The sequence below is a fragment of the Deltaproteobacteria bacterium genome, from assembly GCA_026712905.1.
GTDB lineage: Bacteria > Desulfobacterota > Binatia > UBA9968 > JAJDTQ01 > JAJDTQ01.
This window is the reverse complement of sequence record JAPOPM010000229.1, coordinates 1-21,842: the sequence shown is the minus strand read 5'-3', so window position 1 is coordinate 21,842 and position 21,842 is coordinate 1. Positions and strand designations below refer to the sequence as shown.

Below are 21,842 nucleotides of genomic sequence, written 5' to 3'. Positions count from 1 at the left end.
TTCCGCCGGCCGGAGCGGGTTCCAATCGAGAACTATTTCGGTTCCAGCCAGGTCCGCCACAGCCCGCCCGTGGCGTGCCAGTATTCCTGCGTGGGACCGCGCTCCCAGTTCTTCACCTCGTCGCGCCAGACGTAGTTGCGGATGTTGGACCACCCGATGATGTAGTGGACCACGTCGTCGACGAAGTATGTCCGGGAAAACTTCTTCCAGAGAGACAGGCGCTTGGCCCGGTCCGACTCTTCCATGTATTCGGTCACGAGCTTTTCCAGGTCGGCCGTGCAGTACCGGGTGACGTTGCTGACGCCGTGCTTGCCCTCGGTGCAGCCCAGGTGCTGGACGTTGGCCACCAGCGGCTCTCCGGTGCCGCCGGAGCCGTAGACGGAGACGTGCAGCTCACCGTTGATGGTCTTCTTGATGAGCTCGGCTCCGCCCAGGTTCTGGAGCGAGAACTTGATGCCCGCCTCGGCTGCCTGCCGCATGATGGGCTCGGTCCAGGGGTCGCCCTGGCCGCGGGTGGCTCCCAGGGTGATGGGCTCGCCCTTGTAGCCCGCCTCCTTGAGCAGGCGCTTGGCCTCGGCGACGTTGCGCTTCCACTTGAAATCCAGGGCCTTCTCCCAGTCGGTGCCCGGCACGGCCCAGGTGAGTGTCGGTACGCCGAGCCCGAACGTGGCCTCGTCGAGGATGGCGACCTTGTCCAGCGACAGCGCGATGGCACGCCGCACCCTCGGGTCGGACACCGGCGCCGTCTTGGTGTTGAAGGTGAGGATCCTTTGCCCGGCGGCGCCGATGGGCATGTAGTGCAGCCCCTTGATGCGCTTGCTGTCGATGCGCTGCACGAAAGTCGGACCCAGGCGCTCGGTCAGGTGGACATCCCCCGCCTGGACGGCGGCTGCCCGCGCCGCCTTTTGCCGGATCACGATGAAGCGGACGCCGTCGAGGTAGGGGGCGCCGCCCCAGTAGTCGTCATGACGGACCACGTGCAGCTCCTGGCCCGGGGTCCAGGACTTGAACTTGAAGGGCCCGGTGCCCGCCGGCGGCCTGTCGCCCTTCATCTTCTGCTGGCCTGTCGCCAGGGAGCCGGCCGGAGCGATGTGAAGCGTGGAAGTATTGGCGAGTATCTCCGGCAAGAGACCGCGCGGGCCGGGCGCCTTGAACTTCACGGTGTGCTTGTCCACGGCCGTGGCCGAGGCCACGTTGTCGGCCAACTGGCCCTGGCCCGCCGCGCCGTTGGCGGGCTCCCTGATGTGGTTCACGGACCAGACCACGTCCTCGGCGGTCAGCTCCTTGCCGTTGTGGAACTTGACCCCCTTGCGGATCTTGAACGTCCACTCGCTGGAATCGTCGTTGGGCGACCAGCTTTCCGCGAGCCACGGGTGAATGTCGCCCTTCTGGTCGTACATGACCAGTGGCTCGTACATGTTGTTCTTGATGTACTCGGGAATTGAGGTGAAGGCCACGAATGGAATGGGCGTGCCGATGCCCTTGGCGTTGCCCAGCTTGAGCGTCCCGCCGACGCGGGGTTTGTCCGCGGCTTCGGCAGTGAAGCCGGGGCTCAGCGGACCGCCGTCGGGCGCGGGAGCTACGAGCAATGCCAACACCAACGCGGCGCCGGCAACTGATGCGCGCCCGGCAACTCTCCAGGTCTCGCTCTTCATGTGATGTCTCCTTCCATGCGTGAGCACGGTACGTTGGGGCTTTGAAACGCCCGCACGTGGTCCAAGGGTCCCGCGCATCATGTCACCGGGGCGCGACGGGTGTCAACTTGCGGCGCGCGCCCCTCACCCCTCCCGGATACGGCTACTGCCCGCGCCGGTTCAGGGTCATGCGCGTACGCGGGTCCATGCGGTCGCGCAGGCTGTCTCCCACCAGGGTAAACCCCAGGATCACGCCGGCCAGGGCCAGGCCGGGGAAGACCGCCAGCCACGGCGCCACCTCCAGGAAGTCCTGGGCCTCCCGCACCATCAGGCCCCAACTGATGTAGGGCGCCGACAGGCCGAGACCCAGGTAGGAGAGGGCCGCCTCCACGCCGATGGCGCGGGCGAAGTCCAGGGTGATCTGCACCGCGACGGGCGCCATGATGTTGGGCAGGATCTGCTTCGTCAGCACGCCCATGGGCCGTTGCCCCATGGCCCGGGCGGCCTCGACGTACTCCCGTTCCTTGTGCGTCAGCACGCCGCTGCGGACGATGCGCGCGTAGCGCGGGACGGAGCTGAAGGCGATGGCGAACCACAGCATGGCGACGCTCGGCCCGGCCAGGGCCACCAGGGCCAGGGCCAGCACCAGCGACGGGAAGGCCATGATTCCCTCCATCACCCGCTGGACGATCGCGTCGAAGGCGCCGCCCACGTAGCTCGACAGAGCGCCCAGCGGCGCGCCCAGGAGCAGCGCCACGATCACCGCCCCCGCGGCCACGTGCAGGCTCACGCGCGACCCGGCGACGACGCGGGTCGCCACGTCCCTGCCGATGCGGTCGGTGCCGAAGGGGTGCTCCCAGGTCGGCCCTTGCATGCGCACCTTGATGTTGGGCGTGCGGGTGTCATAGGGCGAGAAGCCGGGTCCCACCAAGGCGAGCAGAATGTAGAGAAGTAGCAGCAGGAGGCCCACCGCGGCTCGCGGATCGTTACGCGCCGCCCGGACGGCACGGCCGGACGCGCGCCTCAGACGCGACCCCGGCGCGGGTGGGCTCGGAGGATAGGCGGAAGGATATGTGACTTGGGATTCCACCCGACGCTCCTACCGATAGCGGACCCGCGGGTCCAGCACCGCGTAAAGGATATCCACCACCAGATTGACGGCGATGGCGAGAAAGACCATGAACAGCACCACCCCCTGCACTACCACGAAGTCCCGCGTGAGAATGGAGTTCAACAGCAGGAAACCGATCCCGGGATAGTTGAAGACGTTCTCGACCACGGTTACGAGTCCGCTCAGGTAGGCCATCTGGAGGCCCACCACCGTCACCGTCGTCATCAGCGAGTTGCGCAGCACGTGCTTCCACAACACCAGCCTCTCGCTCAGCCCCTTGGCCCGGGCGGTGCGCACGTAGTCCAGGTTCATCTGTTCCAGGAAATCCTGGCGCTGGAAACGCAACACCGTGGCGGCGACGTTGAGGGCCACCACCGTCGTGGGCAGGATCAGGTGCCGCAGGAACTGCACCAAGCCCTCCTGCGGGGGCGTGTATCCGATGGAGGGAAGCCAGCCCAGGTACACCGCGAACACGAGGATGGCGACGAGGGCCAGCCAGAAAGTCGGCACGGTGATGCCCAGGATCACGAAACCCGTGGCGAAGTGGTCCCACTTGGTGTTGTTGTGGATGGCGGCCAGCACGCCGCCGGGCACGGCGATGGCCACGGCCATGATCACGCCGCCGACCATGAGGTACGCCGTGGGCACCAGGCGGAGCAGGATGACGTCCAGGGCCGGCACCCGGTAGGTGATGGAGGCCCCGAGGTCGCCCCGCACCATGTCCCACAGCCAGTCGAGGTACTGGACGACGAGCGGCCGGTCCAGGCCCAGCCGCAGGCGCATGGCGTTGTAGACGTCCTCGGAGATCGGCGCCCCTTCCACCGCGCCCAGCATCACCAGCACCGGGTCCCCGGGAATGATCCTCATGACGAAGAAGACCACCATGGTGACGACCAGCACCATGGGCACCAACTGCACGAGGCGCATGGCGACGTACCGTATGAGCACCGCGGTGTTCTCCTTTGGCCTGCCTGACAGCCGGCAACCGCGAAACGACGCGGTTCGCACCGCAGACACTGCCACAATTCGCGTCGCCGCACAAAAAGCGCGGTCCCGGCCGGTGCCGGGGAGTCAACGCCGGTGGCGGCTGCCTTGACAAATCGAGGCCAAGTCACATAGTGGGGGCCATGACACGGGCGCCGCGGGATGGCGTCGGTGGGGACAGGACGTTCGTAACCTGTCCGGTCGGTTCGAACGGACAGACACGGGACGCATCAAAAGGAGGCGACGCATGACTATTTTCCGCACTATCCTTGGAGCCTTGATCGTGCTCGGTTTCCTCGTCCAGGCCGCGGTCGCGGACGAGTCCGTCTACAAGGGCAAGCAGGTGGTGATCGTGGTGTCCGCGGACGCCGCCACTTCCTATGACCGCTACCCGCGCACCGCCGCGCGGCACATCTCGAAGTACATTCCCGGAAACCCGAAGGTGGTGGTGAAGAACATGCCCGGCGCCTCGGGCCTGGTGGCGGCCAACTGGCTCTATAACATCGCCAAGAAAGACGGCCTCACCATGGGCGCGATTCACCGGACCCTGCCGCTGACCAGGGCATTGGGCGTCAAACAGGCGCGCTTCGATCCGGTGAAGTTCAACTGGATCGGCACGCCGGTGCAGGAGACCGCATCCTGCTTCGTCCGCTCCGACAGCGAGTACAAGACCGCCGAAGACTTGGTGAACGCCAAGGGCCCGGTGAAGATGGCAGCTACGCAGCCACGCTCCGACATCTACATCGTGCCCCTGATGCTCAACAGCGTCATGGGCACCAACATGAAGGTGACCTCCGGGTACCGCGGCATCATGGCCACCGCCCTGGCCGTGGACAAGGGAGAGGTAGACGGCATCTGCGGCTGGGGCTACGCCTCGCTGAGGGCACTCAAGAAGGACTGGTTCGAGAAGAAGGCCATCCGGATCCTGGTGCAGGTCGGCCGCGAGAAGCACCCCGGACTCAAGGACGTGCCCCTGGCCTCCGACCTCGCCAAGGGCGACAAGAAGGCCATCCTGGAGGTCTACAACAAGCAACTCTCCGTGGGACGGCCCTGGACCATGCCTCCTGGAGTGGCTCCGGAACGCGTGGAGACCATGCGTCGGGCGTTCGCCCAGGTGATGAAGGATCCGGCATTCCTCAAGGACGCGGCGAAGGCACGGATTCAGATCAACCCGCTGCACGGCAAGGAACTGCAAGCGCTGGTTGAGCAGATGGTCGACATCCCGGAGGCGAACAAGCCGCTGCTGAAGAAGACGTTCAACTACTGAGGCGGGTGACAAGTCACAGGAAGCCACGGACATGGCACCTACCCTTCCCTCCCTTGCGGCAGCAGCCGCGTTCGCCCTTATGCTTGCCCTCTCCGGCGCCACCGCGGGGGCCGCCGAGGGCAAGCATGCGGGCATGGTGCTCATCCCCGCGGGCGAGTTCACCATGGGGCGCGACGGCGGTCCGCCCGGGGAGGGGCCGGCCCACAGGCTCTTCCTGTCGGCGTTCTTCATCGACCGGAACCTCGTCACCATGAAGGAGTACGCGCGCTTCATCTCGGCCAAGGGGCCGGTGGGACCCAAGGGCGAGATGTACCTGGACGTGCTGGATGACGACAACCGCATCCACCCGGTGGGCGACACCTGGCAAGTGGAGAAGGGTTGGGAGGACTACCCGGCCTCGGAGATGGCGTGGCACGGGGCGGTGGCGTACTGCAAGTGGCTCGAGAAGAAGCTGCCGAGCGAGGCCGAATGGGAGAAGGCCGCGCGCGGCACCGACGCGCGGCTGTACCCGTGGGGCAACGGCCCGCCCACGGCGGAGCTGGCCTTCTTCGGCGGCTGGCGCGGCGAATCGGTGCCCGTGGGGCGGTATCCCAAGGGGGGGAGTCCCTACGGCGTCATGGACATGGCCGGACAGGTGTGGGAGTGGACTCGCTCCACCGCGACCTCCTACCCCTACGACCCCAAGGACGGGCGCGAGAACCTGTCGGTAGCGTACCCGCGGGTGACCCGTGGCGGCAACGCCTCCAGCGATGCTGACGGCCTCACCGCCACCTCACGGCACATCGTGGACCCCGGCAGGCAGGCCAGAGGCCACGGTTACTACGGCTTTCGTTGCGCGTCCAAGGTCGAGATGGTGTTCTGACCGAGCGCCGATCCATCGTTTCGTTCTCTCGTCCGTTCGTTTTTCCGCGTTCCGCACCGGGGCGAGCGCGCGGTTTTGGCCGCCACCTTGCGTTTCCGCCGCCACCGGGCTATCTGATTACCTAGACCCGGCAGAGGAGGCGGTTGAGGTGTCCGTTTCCCCGCTCACCGCGTACGCCTGTACGATCCTGCCCCGGCAAATTCGCGATCCACCGCCCGGAGGTATTCATGGCCCTGTTCTTTCATTCCCAGGACGTGGACGAGCTGGTTCCCTTCCCGGAAGCCGTCTCCATCACCGAGAACGCACTCAGGAGGATCGGCACGCCCGAGGGCGTCAACGCGCCGCGCAAGCGCTTGAACCTGCACCGCACCGTGGCCGAGGCGCCGTTCGACACCGTGCTCAACATCTACGCCGGCGGCTCGTCGAGCTACGGTGCCGTGGGTGCGCAGGTGGCGCTGCACCGGAAGGCCATCGTCGGCGACCAGCAGCGGCGGCCGCCCTACAATCCCGACCAGACCGAGCTGGCACTGGTCTACGACGCGGACACGGGGACCCTCCTGGGGATCATGGCGCACCGCCCCAAGCACGCGGCCGGGGTCGCGGACCTGCGCACGCCGGCCACGAGCCTGGCGGGCCTCGACCTGTTGGCCAAGGAGGACGCGCGCACGGTCGGCATCTACGGCTCCGGCAACCAGGCCTACTCCACCTTCGTGGGCCTGACCGAGCTGCGGCAGATCGACAGCGCGAAGGTCTACAGTCCCACGCCGGCGCACCGCGAGGCCTTCGCCCGGAAGATGACCGAGATCACCCGGGTGCCGGTGGAGCCGGTGGCGGAAGCGCCGCGCGCCGCGCAGGACGTGGACATCATCCTGTGCATGACCAACACCAACGTGCCGGTCATCGACGGCTCCTGGCTGGAGCCGGGCCAGTACATCATCTCGGTCATCGGCAGCAACATCGAGTTGGTGAAGAGCGGCAACCTCGACAAGCCGCGGCGGGAGATCGACGACGGCACCCTGCAACGCTGTGACTTCGTCGTCGCCCTCTCGCGCGAGCAGGCGGTGGACTCCCAGCAGGGCGACATCTACTGGCCGGTCCACGACGGCGTCATCACCTGGGACAAGGTGGTCGACATCGCCGACATCCTGACCGGGAAGGCGCCGGGACGCACCAGCGACGACCAGGTCATCCTGTACAAGAACCAGGGAGGCCAGGGTATCGTGGACATCGCCCTGGCCAAGAAGCTGTACGAACTGGCGCGGGAGCACGGCAAAGGGTTCGATCTGGATATCAAGGCGCGGGAGAACTGGTGGGTTCAGGGGGGGCGTGAAGACTATTGGTGCTAGTGTCGTGTCCGTAATTTGAATGTGACAAATCACTAGGCTATATAGGGGAACCCGGAGTCAAGATAGGGCTTACACCGGGTTCACAAGCGTTCTGGGAGTTCGGATGGCCAAAACGGAAGTACCCGAAACGGTAGTCTGCCCGAACTGCAGCCACAAGGTCGTCATCAAGCTCTACAAGGTCGACGTCAGCATCAATAGCTCCCAGGGTCGCTTCCACACAGTCTACCACCGCCGGGAGCCGGCCTATACGGTTTATTGCATCAACTGCGGGCACTTCATCACCAACGATCCCAAGGGCACACCCCCCAAGAGCGACGACTCGGCCAAGACCACGGCAGCGGCCAAGACACCACCGCGACGGGCTCCATCGAAACGAAAAGGCACCAAGTAGAGGGAACGCATGGATGTGAACGAGGCTGTTCGGAAGTTCGTGAAGGAAGCGGCGGCCATGTGCCGCCCCGACAACGTCGTCTGGTGCGACGGTTCGGAGGAAGAGCGGGAACGGCTGACCCAACTGGCGATCCGCGAGGGCGACCTGATCCCGCTGGACCAGAAGAGCCTGCCGGGCTGTTACCTCCACCGCAGCGCCTCCAACGACGTGGCGCGCACGGAGCACCTGACCTTCGTGTGTTCCCGCGAGCAGGACGACGCCGGCCCCTCCAACAATTGGATGGCGCCGGACGAAGCCTACCACAAGCTCAAGATGATCTTCGACGGCTCCATGGCCGGGCGCACCATGTACGTCGTTCCCTTCCTCATGGGACCGGCGGGCTCCCCCTTCAGCAAGGTCGGCATCGAGCTGACCGACAGTGTCTACGTGGCTCTCAGCATGGGTTCCATGACGCGCATGGGCCAGGTCGCCCTCGACCACCTCGGCGACTCCGACGACTTCACCCGCGGACTCCACTCCAAGGCGGACCTGAACATCGACCGGCGCTTCATCTGCCATTTTCCGCAGGACAACACCATCTGGAGCGTGGGTTCCGGCTACGGCGGCAACGCGCTGCTGGCCAAGAAGTGCATGGCGCTGCGGCTCGCCAGCGTCCTGGGCGAGCGGGAAGGCTGGCTCGCCGAGCACATGATGATCGTCGGCATCGAGAGTCCGGAGGGGGAGACCACGTACGTGTGCGGCGCGTTGCCGAGCGCCTGCGGCAAGACCAACCTCGCCATGCTGGTGCCACCCGAGTCCATGAAAGGCTGGCGCGTCTTCACCGTCGGGGACGACATCGCGTGGCTGCGGGTGGGCGACGACGGGCGCCTATGGGCGGTGAACCCCGAAGCCGGGTTCTTCGGAGTGGTTCCGGGGACCAACTCCAGGACCAACCCCAACGCCATGCGCACGATCCGGAAGAACACCATCTTCACCAACGTGGGGCTCAAGCCCGACGGCGGCGTATGGTGGGAGGGGCACGACGATCCGGCGCCCGAGCGCGTCACCGACTGGCGCGGGCGTCCGTGGCACCTCACCAAGGAGGGCCCGGTGGCCCATCCCAACAGCCGCTTCACCGTGCCAGCCAGCGAATGCCCGTCCATCTCGCTGGAGCGCGAGAACCCCCAGGGCGTCCCCATCAGCGCCATCCTCTTCGGCGCCCGGCGCCAGAAGCTGGTTCCGCTGGTCTACCAGTCCTTCGACTGGGCGCACGGCACCTTCCTCGGCGCCACCCTGGCGTCGGAGACCACCGCGGCCGCCACCGGAGCCGTCGGGGTGGTACGGCGCGATCCCATGGCCATGTTGCCGTTCTGCGGCTACAACATGGGCGACTACTGGAACCACTGGCTCTCCATGGGCAAGCGTCTGACCCATCCGCCCAAGATCTTCCGCGTGAACTGGTTCCAGAGAGACGAGCGCGGCGGATTCCTGTGGCCGGGGTTCGGTGAGAACCTGCGCGTGCTCCAGTGGATCATCGAGCGCTCCCGCGACGGCGGCAGCGCCGACGAGACTCCCATCGGCTACCTGCCCAAGCCTTCGAGCATCGACTGCGCCGGCGCCGACGTCACCGGCGGCGCCCTCAACCGTCTGCTCCACGTGGACCGGGAAGGCTGGCGCACGAACCTGCGCAGCCAGTCCGAATTCTTCGAGAAGTTCGAAGACCGCCTCCCGGCCGGGATCAAAGAACAGCACGCGAACCTCAGGCAGAGACTGCGGGCCGGTTAGCCTGATCCTCACCTGCCTGCTCGTTGTGCAGTTGCTCGTTTGTTGAGCAGGCACGGCGGTGAGTCCACCCGCGCTCGCGGCGGAAAACCCGTTTTCCGCTCGTCGATCTCGCCACGACCGTCCGTATCGGCATTGGCACGCAACTTGCGTCTTCTGATGACATCCACTCCGCGCTAGAACCGCGAGGTTGGAAATCACTTCAAACGGGGGACAAAGTAGTGGAAATCAACAGCGGTGACACCGCCTGGATACTCACCTGTTCGGCGCTGGTGCTGATGATGTCCATTCCGGGACTGTTCCTGTTCTACGGCGGCCTGGTCCGCACCAAGAACGTCCTCGGTACCATCATGCAGACCTTCGTCGTCGTCGCCCTCATCAGCATCTCGTGGGTGCTGTGGGGCTACACGCTGGCGTTCGGCCCGGACGTGGGCGGCATCGTCGGCAACTTCAAGTGGTTCGCCTTGAACGGCGTGGGCGCGGAGCCCAACCCCGACATCGTGGAGGGTGTCCCGCACCTGGCCTTCATGGTGTTTCAGATGATGTTCGCGATCATCACGGTGGCCCTGATCACCGGCGCGTTCGCGGAACGGGCGAAGTTCAGCACCTTCATCGTCTTCGCGCTCCTGTGGAGCACCTTCATCTACTCGCCGCTGGCGCATTGGGCGTGGGGCGGCGGCTGGATGGGTTCCATGGGCGCGCTGGACTTCGCCGGCGGCACCGTGGTGCACATCAGCTCCGGTGTCTCCGCGCTGGCCGCGGCCCTGCTCTACGGCAAGCGGCGCGGCTACGGGCGCGACGCCATGATGCCCCACAACCTGCCCTTCAGCGTCATCGGCGCCGCTCTCCTCTGGGTCGGCTGGTTCGGCTTCAACGCCGGCAGCGCGCTGGCGGCGGACGGCCTGGCGGCGGTGGCCTTCGTCACCACCAACACGGCGGCCGCGGCCGCGGCTCTGGCGTGGATGTTCACGGAGTGGGCCACCGGAGGCAAGCCCACCTTGCTCGGGGCCGCCACCGGCGCGGTCGCCGGCCTGGTCTCCATCACACCGGCCGCGGGCTTCGTAAGCCCCGGTTCCGCCATCATCATCGGCGCGGGCGGCGGCATCCTGTGCTACGCCGCGTGCAACCTCAAGGCGCGCATGGGCTACGACGACTCGCTGGACGTGGTGGGCGTGCACGGCGTCGGCGGCGTGTGGGGTGCCCTGGCCACCGGCCTGTTCGCCTCCACGGTCGTGAACTCCGGCGGCGCCGACGGACTGTTCTTCGGCAACCCCGCGCAACTATGGATCCAGTTCATCAGCGTGGTCGCCACCATGGCGTTCGCGTTCGTGGGCACGCTGGTGATCCTCGGCGTCCTCAACGCGACCATGGGTCTGCGCCTGTCCGACGACGACGAGCAGATGGGCATGGATTTGAGTCAACACGAGGAACGGGGTTATAGCTGGTAGGCGTTCCCGCTTCATCGCGCAGGAGGAACTTCATGAAAAAGATAGAAGCCATCATCAAGCCCTTTCGGCTGGATGAAGTGAAGGAGGCGCTGACCGCCGTCGGCGTCTCGGGCATGACGGTCAGCGAGGTCAAGGGATTCGGGCGGCAGAAGGGCCACACCGAGCTTTACCGCGGCGCGGAGTACACCGTGGACTTCCTGCCCAAGGTCAAGATCGAGGTGCTGGTTCCCGAGGATCTGCTGGCCGGCGCCGTCGACGCAATCCTCAACTCGGCCCAGACCGGCAAGATCGGCGACGGCAAGATATTCGTCACCACCGTGGACGAGGTGATCCGCATCCGCACCAACGAACGCGGCGACGAAGCCCTGCGATAACTCTCCCCAAGGGGCGGGCCTCGAGCCCGCCCCTTCCCCGCGCGGGCCGACGCTCCGGGAGCGCTGGCGGTTCCGGGTGTGCTCGTGTACGAACACGCCATAGGACTACACCCTGGAGGCCCGCATGCTCATTCAGTTCATCACCTTCGGAGAAAACCCCGCGGTCGTCATAGCGCGGGAACGCGGCCTCTTCGCCGCCCACGGCATCGAGGTGGAGACCATCGTCACCCGCAGCTCGACACAGCAGATGCGCGGCCTGAGCGACGGCACCTACGACGTCGCCTCCACCGCCTTCGACAACGTGCTCGCCTGGTCCGGGCGCGAGGGCGCCGACATCCACGCGGTGGCGCGGGCGTCCGAGCGCATGGGCCTGCCGGTGTACGTGCGCCCGGAGATCGGTGACTGGGAAGACCTGCGCGGCCGCCTGCTGGCGGTGGACGCGGTGGACACGGCCTACGCCCTGGTGCTCCGGAGGATCCTGCTGGCCCACGGACTGGACATGTTGCGCGGCGACTACGAGCTGGACCCGGTCGGGGCCACGGGGCCGCGCTTCGAATCCATGAAAAGCGGCAAGACCTTCGCCGGCATCCTGAACCCGCCATGGGACCACAGGGCGGAAGCCGAGGGCATGCGCCGCATCGCGGACTACCGCGAAGTGCTGCCCAACTACCCGGGCGGGGTCTTCGCGGTCACCACCGCGTGGGCGGCGGCACACCGGCGGGAGCTGGTGGATCTCCTCAAGTGCCTCGCCGAGTCCACCGCGTGGGGCAACGACCCCGCCAACCGGGCGGAGGCGCGGGGAGTGCTGCGCGACGCCTTGGAACTCGACGAGGCAGGGGCGGCCAAGGAGCTGTCCTCCCTGCCGGCGACCACGGAACTCGACGTCGACGGGTTGCAGGTGCCGCTGGATCTCCGGGTCTCGTTCGAGCTGCCGCCCGGCAAGGGCGCCGACCTCGCCGTCTACTACGACCCGCGGTATCACGCCGAAGCGGCCGGGTAGTGTGACGCAGGGCTCCAAAAAACAATTGATCAGAGCTTCTCGCTGTAGTAATTTCTGACGCCTACGTCACCATGGCCAGACGGAAACCAAATTCGACGCTGCCGCTGCGCAACAAGGAGATCAGTTGGCTGGCGTTCAACGGCCGCGTCCTTCAGGAAGCGTCGGACCCGTCGGTGCCGCTGCTGGAGCGGCTGACCTTTCTCGGCATCTTTTCGTCCAACCTGGACGAGTTCTTTCGCGTGCGCGTCGCGCACCTGCGGCGCCTGGAGCAGATCCGCGCCGGCGCGCGGCGCCTCATGGGCGACGACCCCGCGCAGGTCCTCCAGGAAATCCATGCCGTCGTGCTGAAGCAGCAAGCCGACTTCGAGAGCACTTACCGGAGCATTCTCGGGGAGTTGCGCCGCCACGGCATCTCCATGGTCACGGAAAAGGACCTGAACCGCGATCAGCAAGCGTTTATCGAGGAGTTTTATCAACAGAAGCTGCGCCCGAACCTGATTCCGTTGATGATCAACCACCTGACGGAATTCCCGCAGCTCAAGGACCAAGCCATCTATATGGCCATCTGGCTCTACAGCAGCGGCTCCCGGCGGTCGGAATACGCGCTGATCGAGATCCCCACCGACGTGTTGTCGCGCTTCGTCATCCTGCCGCGGGCGGGCGACCGGCACTACGTCATCCTGCTGGACGACGTCATCCGCTATTGCCTCAAGGACATCTTCTCGATCTTCCCCTTCGACCACTTCGAGGCGTACACGATCAAGCTGACGCGCGACGCCCAGCTCGACCTCGACGACGACCTCTACGAGAGCTACATCGAGAAGATCTCCAAGGGACTCAAGCAGCGCCGCTCCGGGGCGCCGGTGCGCTTCATCTACGACAACCAGATCCCCCGGCAGTTGCTGAAGCTGCTGAAGGACAAGATGGGGCTGGATGACCAGTCCGGACCGTTCATCCCCGGCGGGCGCTACCACAATTTCAAGGACTTCATGGGCTTCCCGCGCATCGGCCCGAAGGACCTGTCGGCGGTCCCGTTGCCGCCGCTGCCGCACAAGCATCTCGACGCGGAGACGACTTTCTTCAAGGCCATCCGGCGCCGGGACATCCTGGTGCACTACCCGTACCAGACCTTCGACTGCCTGATCGAGTTCCTGCGGCAGGCGGCCATCGACCCCAAGGTGCGCTCCATCAAGATGACCCTGTACCGGGTGGCGCGGAACTCGAAGATCGTCAACGCGCTGATCAACGCCAGCCGCAACGGCAAGAAGGTCACGGTGGTGATGGAGCTGCAGGCGCGCTTCGACGAGGCCGACAACGTCTACTGGTCCGAGCGGCTGCAGGAGGAAGGGGTACGGGTCATCCACGGCGTGCCGGGCCTCAAGGTCCACGCCAAGCTGATCCTCATCACCCGGGTGTCGAACCGCAAGACCGTGCTCTACGCCAATGTCAGCAGCGGGAACTTCAACGAGACCACCGCACGCATATACACCGACGACAGCCTCTTCACCGTCGACGAGCGCATCACCAGCGAGGTCAAGCGGGTCTTCAGCTTCCTCGAATCCAATTACCGGCGGACCAGCTTCAAGCACCTGCTGGTCTCCCCGTACGACACCCGGCGCAAGCTCACGCGGCTCATCGACACCGAGATCAAGAACGCCGGCAAGGGCTTGCCCGCCTGGATCATCCTCAAGGTCAACAACCTCGAGGACCGGGGCCTGATCAAGAAGCTCTACGAGGCGAGCGAGGCCGGCGTCGACGTGCGCCTCATGGTGAGGGGGATGTTCTCGCTGGTTCCGGGTGTCAAGGACGTCAGCGAGCGCATCAAGGCCACGGCCATTCTCGACCGCTTCCTGGAACACTCGCGGGTCATGGCGTTCGCGGACGGCGGCGACGAGAAGTTCTTCATATCCTCCGGCGACTGGATGGAACGCAACGTGGACCATCGGGTCGAGGTGGCCTGTCCCGTCTACGACCCCTCGCTCAAGAGACGGCTCAAGGACCTGCTCGACATCCTCTGGGACGACAACGTCAAGGCGCGGGTGCTGGACAAGGACCTGCGCAACCGCTACCAGCCCGCGACCGGAGACAGGCGGACGCACGCCCAGGAAGCCATCTACGCCTACCTGGCCGAACACCACGCACCCGAGCCGGAAGCCGGCGTGCACCTGCGCGTGGCGCGCTGATCCATCCCACCTCCCACGAATAGCCGTAAACTATGGTATAATCGCGAAGCGTTCCCGTCCCCCTGCGTCATTCTCATCCACCCTTTCCGTCATTCCCGCGAAAGCGGGAATCCAGGCGGGGTGGGCGGGGCGACGGCCATGGTCCCCTCGCCACCCCTGGTTCCCGCTTTCGCGGGAATGACGGAGGAGGGCGGGAATGACGGAGGAGGGCGGGGATGAGTAGGAGAGGTGGCTGACTCGGGCGGCTCAGGGCAAGGACGACGCGAATCAGCATTCGCCAGCCGACGACAAGGAGGGTACCACGCGACGATGAAAAGGCTGCCATTGGGAGGCGATGACCCGTTTGCACACTGGCGTTCGTGGGGCGAAGGCTTCGTGAACGTGAACGACGCGGGTCACCTGGAGGTCATCACGGATTCGGCCACGGCCGGCAAGGTCGACCTGCACGAACTCGTGACCCGCTTGCAGCGGCGCGGGGTGCGGCCGCCGGTGCTGGTGCGCTTCCCGCAGCTCATCGACCGCCAGATGGAGATCCTCCAGCGGGCGTTCAGGACGGCCACCGAGACCTTCGACTACCGCGGCTCGTACACCTCCGTCTACCCGCTCAAGGTCAACAGCCGCAAGGCCACTGTGGCGCGCGTCTGCGCGGCCGGGCGGCCCTACGGCGCCGGCCTCGAGGTCGGCACCAAGGCCGAGCTGTGCATCGCCTTGTCCATGCTGCGCGACAGCACGGGTCCGATCATCTGCAACGGCTACAAGGACTCGGCCTATCTCGAGCTGGCGGCCGCGGCCGCGGCGGCCGGCTACAACATCATCGTGGTGTTCGAGCGCCCGCGGGAATACGAGCTCATCGCCGAGCTGCGCGCCAAGGGGCTGCCGTGCCCGCGCCTGGGCGCACGGGTCAAGCTCAACGCCAGCGGCATGGGCCGCTGGGAGGAGTCGTCGGGCGACCTTTCCAAGTTCGGCCTGACCGCGTCCGACCTGCTCGACTGCACCCGGTTGCTCAAGGAATGCAAGATGCTGGACCGCCTGCGTCTGCTGCACTTCCACCTGGGCTCGCAGATCACCCACATCCGCAACTTCAAGCAGGCGCTCCAGGAAGCGCTGCGGTTCTACGTCGAACTGAAGGAACTGGGAGTGCCCCTGGACACCCTGGACGTGGGCGGCGGGCTCGGCGTGGACTACGACGGCAGCAACAGCTCGGCGGATTCCAGCGTCAACTACAACGTCCAGGAATACGCCAACGACATCATCTACACCACCAAGGAAGTGCTCGACCGCGCGCGCATCACGGAACCGCGCATCATCACCGAAGCCGGCCGCTTCCTGGTGACGCACCACGCGGCGCTGTTGGTGGATCCGCTCGAACAGCCCAAGACGAGCCCGAAACCCGGACGCGCCCGGGCGCGCGCGTCCAACGTGGACGCCGTCAACGAGCTCAACGACATGGTGGTGGAGATCAATAGCAAGAACTGGCGCGAGTATCTGCACGACGCCTACCAGAAGAAGGACGAAATGCTCTCGGCCTTCTCCCTGGGGTTTCTCTCGCTCAAGCAGCGCGCCCAGGCGGAGTCCGCCTTCTCGCGCATCGTCGAGCACGCGAGCCGCTACGCGCGCCACGGACGCTTCGACGGCGAGGACAAGGCGGCCCTCGAACGCATCGCCGCGCGCCTGCACGCGTTCAACTTCTCGATCTTCAAGTCGCTGCCGGATAGCTGGATCCTGGACATGCTGTTCCCCATCATGCCCACCAGCCGGCTCAAGGAGAAACCCACCCTCAAGGCGGTCCTGGCGGACCTGACCTGCGACTCCGACGGCGTGATCAACAAGTTCTCGCATCCTCAGGAACCGCGCTCGACCTTCGAGCTCCACGCGTTGCCCTGGGACGACTCCTACGCCCTGGCGGTGCTGTTCGTGGGCGCCTACCAGGAAGCCCTCAGCAGCGACCACAACCTCTTCGGGCGGCCTGCCGAGGTCACGGTGGAAACGGACGCCGCGGGCGCTCCGGCGATCCTCGACGTACGCGAATCCGACACCTGCGCCGACATGCTCGGCCGCTGGGGGTACGAGGAACTCGCCCAGGAGCAGGCGCCGAGGGAACTCCACGCCGTACCCGGCCCGGCCCAGGCCGACGCCCCCTCGACGCGTCTGGAGCGCCTCCTGGCGCAGGTCCTGGGCGGCGGCACCTACCTGGACCGGGATGTCGCGGCGGCGGATACTACCGCTACCCGAGAGGCCGACACCACGATGAAACGGGCCGGTCTACCGCGCTCCAGCGAGCCGAAACGAGTACGTTCGGCGACGGGCTTCTGAAAAGTTCCACCACTCAAACATCGAGGGTTTGAGTCACAAGACTTCCTGTGCTAGTTTCCGGCATCTGACGCAGGGCGTGCTTCAGGCACGCCCTCGACCGCACCGCGCATGGGCGCCGCGGCCGGAGCAGCCAGCAGATGCAGGACACGCAGATCACTCCCGCCGGCGCGGCCCCGGCCGCCGTGCACGTTCCCGACCGCCGCGCCCGCTCCCGATCACCCCGGCTCGACGGCTGGACCCTCGGCATCCTCGCCCTGGCGGCGCTCTTCGTCAGCCCGCTGCTGGCGGTGCTGGGCATCGCCCTGGACAACAGCGGCGACGCGTGGGCGCACCTCGTATCCACCGTCCTGGGAACCTACATCGGCCAGACCCTTCTGCTCATCGCCGGCGTGGGCGCGGGCGTGCTGGTCATCGGCGTGGGCACCGCCTGGCTGGTCACCCTGTTCGAGTTTCCCGGACGGCGCGTCCTCCAGTGGGCGCTGCTGCTGCCGCTGGCCATGCCCTCCTACATCGCGGCGTACGCCTACACCGACCTGCTCGAATACGCCGGGCCGGTGCAGACCGGCCTGCGCCAACTCTTCGGCTGGCACCGTCCCGGCGACTACTGGTTTCCCGAGATCCGCTCTCTTGGCGGCGCCGCGACGTTCATGTCGCTGGTCCTCTACCCCTACGTCTACCTGCTGGCACGGTCGGCCTTCGTCGAGCAGTCGCAGAACCTGTGGGACGCCGCCCGTGGCCTCGGCCACGGCACCTGGAGCTGCTTCCGGCGGGTGGGCCTGCCGCTGGCGCGACCGGCCATCGCGGTGGGCGTGCTGCTGGCGCTGATGGAGACCCTTAACGACTTCGGCACCGTGGACTACTTCGCGGTGCAGACCCTGACCGTCGGCGTGTACCGCGTGTGGTTCGGCATGAACAACACGCCGGCCGCGGCGCAGTTGGCCTCCATGGTGTTGGTTCTGGTGCTGGTGATGGCCGCCCTGGAGCACATCGCCCGGGGCCGGCGGCGTTTCCAGTTCAGCCAGTCCGCGCCCCGGCGTGATGTCATCGGGTGCCTGAAGGGCGCCCGCGGCGTGCTGGCGTGCCTCGCCTGCGCCGCGCCCGTGGCCCTGGGCTTCGTGGTTCCCGCCGCGCTGCTGGGTGCTTCCGCCATCGGCAGCGAAGACGCCGGCGTCGGCGTCAGCACCCTGGGCCTCGCTTTCAACAGCGTGGCGGTGGCGAGCGTCGCCGCGCTCGTGTGCCTGTGCGGCGGCCTCTTCCTGGCCTACGGCGCGCGCCTGTCCGGCACCGGCTTGGTGCGCACCGCCACCCGCCTGGCAAGCATCGGTTACGCGATCCCGGGCGTCGTACTGGCGGTGGGCGTGTTGATCCCCGCGGCCGCCCTCGACAACCTCGTCGACGGTTTCATGCGCCAGTACTTCGGAACCTCCACCGGACTGATCTTCAGCGGTACGCTGTACGCCCTGATCTTCGCCTGCACCGTGCGCTTCCTCGCCCTGTCGTTCGGTTCGGTGGAAGCCGGACTCACCAAGATCACGCCCAACATGGACGCGGCCGCCCGCTCCCTCGGGCAGCGTCCGGGCGGCGTGCTCGCCCGCATCCACTTCCCGCTGCTCCGGGGCAGCCTCATGACCGGCGCCATGCTCGTCTTCGTGGACGCCATGAAGGAGCTGCCCATGACGCTGATCCTGCGCCCCTTCAACTTCAACACCCTGGCAACCCACGTCTACGAGTACGCCTCCTACGAGGCCTTCGAGCAGGCCGCGCTTCCGGCCCTCGCCATCGTCGTCGCCGGCCTCGCTCCCGTGATCAGCCTCAGCCTCGGCTTCGCCGGCTCACGGAGGTCTTCGCAGGCGTAGGGTGGTGCCTGGGCCATGGCCGAGGTCTGGGAGAGGCGTCCGGTATCCAGCGCCTGCAGCACATGATAATTTGAAGTCTCCCCTGTTACATGGTTATTATCCATGTATGGACGCTTTCGATGAAACATCACCTTGAGTTGTTTTGAAGCTGGTGCTATTTTGATGGTTATGCACCATCAAAGAACACCACGTCTGAAACCGCTCCTGGATGCGGTGCCCGCCGGCTTCATGGTGGACACGCCGTGGCTCAGGGCCCAGGGCATCGACCCCAAGTCCATCCACGACTATGTCGCCCGCGGGTGGCTTGAGCGGGTTGTCCGCGGGGTCTACCGCCGTCCGTTGCCGGAAGGCGCACGGGATGCCTACGGAGAGTCCTGGGAAATCCCCCTTCTCTCCCTGCAATGGCTTATGAAGTACGCCGTGCATCTGGGCGGGGAGAGCGCCCTTGACGTGCTCGGCTACGCGCATTACCTGAGCCTCGGAGGAAAGCCGCGCGTGTGGTTCTACGGCGAGGCGCCGTCCTGGATCAAGCGGCTGCCGATCGGGACGCAGATCGTGGTGCGCCGGCGCACGCTCTTTGGCGATGCCCTGCTGGGCATCGAGGATGCCGGTTCCGGGGCCGGGGCGGGCGGACCAACGGTGGGCGTGTGGCGCTGGCCCCTCAAGGCGTCGTCTCCCGAACGGGCCATCCTTGAGGCCCTTGACGAACTGCCGCGGCACGCGAGCTTCGAGAACCTGGACAAGGTATTCGAGGGACTGGCGTCGCTCCGGCCCGGGCGGCTCATGGCGCTCTTGACGGCTTGCCGCAGCGTTAAGGTGCGCAGGCTGTTCTTCGTCTTCGCGGACAGGCACGGGCACAAATGGCGCAAACACCTGGACGCATCGAGGATCGACCTCGGATCGGGACCGCGGGCCTTGGTGGAGGGCGGCAAGCTTCACCCGACCTACCGCATCTATGTGCCCCAGGCACTGGCGCCCGAGCAACCCGCGGCGGTGGACAGCAATGCTTGACCGTTATGTGGCGCAGGTGCGCCTGCTGCTGAGTGTGCTGCCGGACATTGCGGGAGAGACCGCGTTCGCGCTCAAGGGCGGCACCGCCATCAACCTGTTCTACAGGGACATGCCGAGGCTGTCCGCCGATGTCGACCTGACCTACCTACCGGTCGCGGACCGCCCGTCGTCGCTTGAAGAAATCGACAGTGCGCTTGACCGCATCGGGGCGGCTGTCACCGCCCGCAATCCGCGGCTCAGGGCGCGCCGCATCGCGGGTGGCGGGGGCATCGGAACGCGCATCATGGTGAGCGACGGCCGCGCGCAGATAAAGATCGAGACTTCCCCGGTGACGCGAGGGGCGGTGCATCCGGCAAGGCCGATGGCCGTGTGCGAGAAAGTCACGGAGCAGTTCGGCTTCGCCGAGACGAACGTGCTGGCCTTCGAGGACCTGTACGGCGGCAAGCTCCATGCGGCGCTCGACCGCCAGCATCCGCGCGACTTCTTCGACGTGAAGCTCCTGTACGACAACGAAGGCCTGACGGACGGCCTCTTCCGCACGTTCATGGTCTATGTGGCAAGCTCGAACCGTCCGATGCATGAGCTCCTGGCGCCGGCGGCGTCCCCCGGAGAGGATATGTACTACGAAGAGTTTGTAGGGATGACGCGCGAGGCGGTATCCAGGGATGTGTTGGCAGGGGCGCGCGGCCGTCTGCACGCCGACATCGGATCGCGGCTGAAGGGCGACATCGCGGTGTTCCTGCTCGCCCTCCACGACGCCGAGCCCGACTTCGGCCTTATCGGCCTGCCGCAGGCGGCGAACCTGCCGGCCGTTCGCTGGAAGCTGGTGAACCTGGAGAAGCTCAAGCGGGAGAATCCGGACAAGCACGCGGTGGAGCGCAAAGCGCTCGAACGCCTCTTCCGGTAACGGCGATCGACGTTCGGGCGTTCAGGGCAGCCGGTTTGCACGGCACCCGCATGAGTCCGGTCCTTGCGTCAGGCCCTTCCCGCAATGTTTCGACTGGCAACAGGGTGTGTGGAAAACCCTGTGCATATCGCCAGGATTCGCACGATATTGTTCTGTTCATTCGGGGTCCAGCGGAATGCACGGTTTCTCGGCAGCGATCTTCCCATGAAGATCGGTCAGTTGCGAAGATGAGGCTCGGAAAGTCAGGGTATCCGGCCATCCGCTCGCCCGTCCGGGCTGGGCCGCCGCCAAGTTGCTGATTCCCTGGAGACTACGAACTCCCACCGCACAAACACTGGAACCTTACGGCGTAATGACCAGATCGCCTCGAGAAGCTCCCAAGGACCGTTCTCGTCAGGCTCGCCGACAGTCGCGGCTACGTCCGCGATGACCTGCTGGAAAGCGGCGGCCGATTAGAAGCGGGTGGCTACATGGGCGGCGAGATCCTCACAGCGAGCGCGTCGTCGAACTGCTGTTGCGGACAACTGCTACCGTGTGAAGGCTGGTGGATAGCGGTTAGGAGGACAGTCGACCACTGGTGAGCTGCGCCACGATTTGCCAGCCGATCAGGGTCCGGTGGAGGTCTTTCCATTCACACCAACGATGAAGATAAATATACTCCGACCACGGTACTGCCCTTACGGTACAAGCCGTCGTTCATGAGATCACCGCAAAGCGCGGCTGAGAGCGCGACGGGGTCACAGGGATCCAGCGATGGGCGACGACACAGTGGATAGGGAGACTTCATGGGTGGGTTGCTTCGACAAGACCGGACGGAGACGGCAATGAGCCAACAAGACCTTGCCAACGTGATGATGCGTTTCCGTATCGATGTCACTGAGGCAACCAACGCGCTGATCTACATCTTATACGGCATCAACCTCGTCCACCTTACAGCGCAAGGGGCCGTCCAACTCGTTTCCATTACCTGGCCACCCTCCCCTCAAGGTGCTGCCACAAGTAATCGGGAACACGTCGTTTTTTGACCGGACGGCACCGAACGGACCGATCGAGCAACTGGCCTTCAAGGCGTGGGTTACCGAGGTTTACGATTCCCTTGGGAATTAGTTACTTGCCACGGGCATGGGCTAGAAGCCGCTGAGTTGGAGCCAGGAAACAACGGCCAGATGGTCGGTCAGGCAGAACCTGGGAGTACGTTGCGCTCTCGGGGATGTGCCAGGCACTTCCCATTCAATGTACCACGGCTGTCCCGCTGGATGATGCCGTGGATTACCGCGCTTGCCGACATACACTGTCCGGGGCAGGTACTTCCTGTTCGGGTTTCGGATCGTGATTTGGCGATCACCACTACGGCCCGGTTTCGGCAGGTGGCGCGATTCAACATCCGCGACGAT

18 protein-coding genes are annotated in these 21,842 nt (G+C 65.8%); 14 read left to right on the top strand and 4 right to left on the bottom strand.

The window, feature by feature from the left end:
- Window positions 1-32 precede the first annotated feature (32 nt).
- The 3 genes from OXF11_19575 to OXF11_19565 form a co-directional block, all read right to left on the bottom strand.
- Complete coding sequence (locus tag OXF11_19575; protein ID MCY4489299.1) at window positions 33-1,655, bottom strand: ABC transporter substrate-binding protein; 1,623 nt, start codon at window positions 1,653-1,655, stop codon at window positions 33-35.
- A gap of 142 nt (window positions 1,656-1,797) precedes the next feature.
- Window positions 1,798-2,724, bottom strand: a complete 927-nt coding sequence (locus OXF11_19570) for an ABC transporter permease (GenBank protein ID MCY4489298.1) — start codon at window positions 2,722-2,724, stop codon at window positions 1,798-1,800.
- 9 nt (window positions 2,725-2,733) lie between these two features.
- Window positions 2,734-3,693, bottom strand: coding sequence for an ABC transporter permease (locus OXF11_19565; GenBank protein MCY4489297.1), 960 nt, complete (start codon window positions 3,691-3,693; stop codon window positions 2,734-2,736).
- Window positions 3,694-3,976: 283 nt separating this feature from the next.
- Here OXF11_19565 and OXF11_19560 point away from each other — a divergent pair, with 283 nt between their 5' ends.
- From OXF11_19560 to OXF11_19495, 14 genes are all read left to right on the top strand, one after another.
- Window positions 3,977-4,996 carry a tripartite tricarboxylate transporter substrate-binding protein gene (locus OXF11_19560; GenBank protein ID MCY4489296.1) on the top strand — a complete coding sequence of 340 codons (1,020 nt, stop codon included), beginning with the start codon at window positions 3,977-3,979 and terminating at the stop codon, window positions 4,994-4,996.
- Between the two features lie 31 nt (window positions 4,997-5,027).
- Entirely contained in the window at window positions 5,028-5,858 is an 831-nt protein-coding gene (locus OXF11_19555) for a formylglycine-generating enzyme family protein (protein MCY4489295.1), read from the top strand.
- Between the two features lie 227 nt (window positions 5,859-6,085).
- The gene (locus OXF11_19550) at window positions 6,086-7,204 is read left to right on the top strand and encodes a hypothetical protein (GenBank protein MCY4489294.1); all 1,119 of its coding nucleotides are present in this window, start codon (window positions 6,086-6,088) and stop codon (window positions 7,202-7,204) included.
- A gap of 103 nt (window positions 7,205-7,307) precedes the next feature.
- Window positions 7,308-7,595: a hypothetical protein gene (locus tag OXF11_19545; GenBank protein MCY4489293.1), complete on the top strand. Its 288-nt coding sequence runs from the start codon at window positions 7,308-7,310 to the stop codon at window positions 7,593-7,595.
- Window positions 7,596-7,604: 9 nt separating this feature from the next.
- Window positions 7,605-9,359 (top strand): phosphoenolpyruvate carboxykinase (GTP), encoded by a 1,755-nt coding sequence (locus OXF11_19540; protein ID MCY4489292.1) that lies wholly within the window; start codon window positions 7,605-7,607, stop codon window positions 9,357-9,359.
- Between the two features lie 224 nt (window positions 9,360-9,583).
- On the top strand, window positions 9,584-10,804 hold the full coding sequence (locus OXF11_19535; protein MCY4489291.1) for an ammonium transporter: 1,221 nt from the start codon (window positions 9,584-9,586) through the stop codon (window positions 10,802-10,804).
- Between the two features lie 32 nt (window positions 10,805-10,836).
- Window positions 10,837-11,178, top strand: coding sequence for a P-II family nitrogen regulator (locus OXF11_19530; GenBank protein ID MCY4489290.1), 342 nt, complete (start codon window positions 10,837-10,839; stop codon window positions 11,176-11,178).
- A 124-nt stretch (window positions 11,179-11,302) separates the two neighbouring features.
- Window positions 11,303-12,178, top strand: a complete 876-nt coding sequence (locus tag OXF11_19525; GenBank protein ID MCY4489289.1) for an ABC transporter substrate-binding protein — start codon at window positions 11,303-11,305, stop codon at window positions 12,176-12,178.
- A gap of 71 nt (window positions 12,179-12,249) precedes the next feature.
- The gene (gene ppk1 / locus OXF11_19520) at window positions 12,250-14,361 is read left to right on the top strand and encodes a polyphosphate kinase 1 (GenBank protein MCY4489288.1); all 2,112 of its coding nucleotides are present in this window, start codon (window positions 12,250-12,252) and stop codon (window positions 14,359-14,361) included.
- Between the two features lie 309 nt (window positions 14,362-14,670).
- A complete protein-coding gene (gene speA, locus OXF11_19515) occupies window positions 14,671-16,674 on the top strand; it encodes a biosynthetic arginine decarboxylase (protein MCY4489287.1) in 2,004 nt (667 codons plus the stop codon).
- 137 nt (window positions 16,675-16,811) lie between these two features.
- Complete coding sequence (locus OXF11_19510; GenBank protein ID MCY4489286.1) at window positions 16,812-18,530, top strand: iron ABC transporter permease; 1,719 nt, start codon at window positions 16,812-16,814, stop codon at window positions 18,528-18,530.
- Between the two features lie 168 nt (window positions 18,531-18,698).
- Window positions 18,699-19,541 (top strand): type IV toxin-antitoxin system AbiEi family antitoxin domain-containing protein, encoded by an 843-nt coding sequence (locus tag OXF11_19505; GenBank protein MCY4489285.1) that lies wholly within the window; start codon window positions 18,699-18,701, stop codon window positions 19,539-19,541.
- Complete coding sequence (locus tag OXF11_19500) at window positions 19,534-20,448, top strand: nucleotidyl transferase AbiEii/AbiGii toxin family protein (protein ID MCY4489284.1); 915 nt, start codon at window positions 19,534-19,536, stop codon at window positions 20,446-20,448. Before OXF11_19505 ends, OXF11_19500 begins: the two co-directional genes overlap by 8 nt.
- Window positions 20,449-21,272: 824 nt before the next feature.
- A complete protein-coding gene (locus tag OXF11_19495; GenBank protein MCY4489283.1) occupies window positions 21,273-21,473 on the top strand; it encodes a hypothetical protein in 201 nt (66 codons plus the stop codon).
- 102 nt (window positions 21,474-21,575) lie between these two features.
- Here OXF11_19495 and OXF11_19490 read toward each other — a convergent pair.
- Window positions 21,576-21,842, bottom strand: a 267-nt coding sequence (locus tag OXF11_19490) for a hypothetical protein (GenBank protein MCY4489282.1), incomplete at its 5' end; no start/stop codon positions are given.